1 protein-coding gene is annotated in these 318 nt (G+C 63.8%); it reads right to left on the bottom strand.

Translation table 11 applies throughout. The features are described 5' to 3' along the window. On the bottom strand, window positions 1-236 hold a 236-nt coding region (locus tag OX89_RS14700; protein WP_199856256.1), incomplete at its 3' end, for a transposase. Window positions 237-318: the final 82 nt, after the last annotated feature.

Here is a 318-nt window from a genome sequence, read left to right as displayed (position 1 = left end):
TGGCGCTCGCTGCGGATGGAGAACAGGATCTGCAGCAGCAAGGCCTTGAGCAGCATCTCCGGTGGCACCGATGGGCGGCCACGGCGGGCGTACACCGCTTCGAACTCGCGGTTCATGGTTGCCAGCAGCGCATCAACCACCGCGCGCAACTTGCGCAGCGGGTGTGCCTGCGGCACGCGCTCTTCAAGGCTGATGTAGCTGAACATCGCCCCCTGGAAATCTTGACTGCCTCTCATCGTCCTCGTCTGGGTCGTTCACCGATGGCTTCAGATCGTAGCGGCCAACGCGGGCGTCGGCGGGGGATTTTTCAACGGCCTG

Source organism: Diaphorobacter sp. J5-51, from assembly GCF_001023515.1.
In the GTDB taxonomy this organism is placed as follows: domain Bacteria; phylum Pseudomonadota; class Gammaproteobacteria; order Burkholderiales; family Burkholderiaceae_C; genus Diaphorobacter; species Diaphorobacter nitroreducens.
Note: the sequence above shows the minus strand (reverse complement) of the source record. Positions and strands in the feature narration are given on the sequence as shown.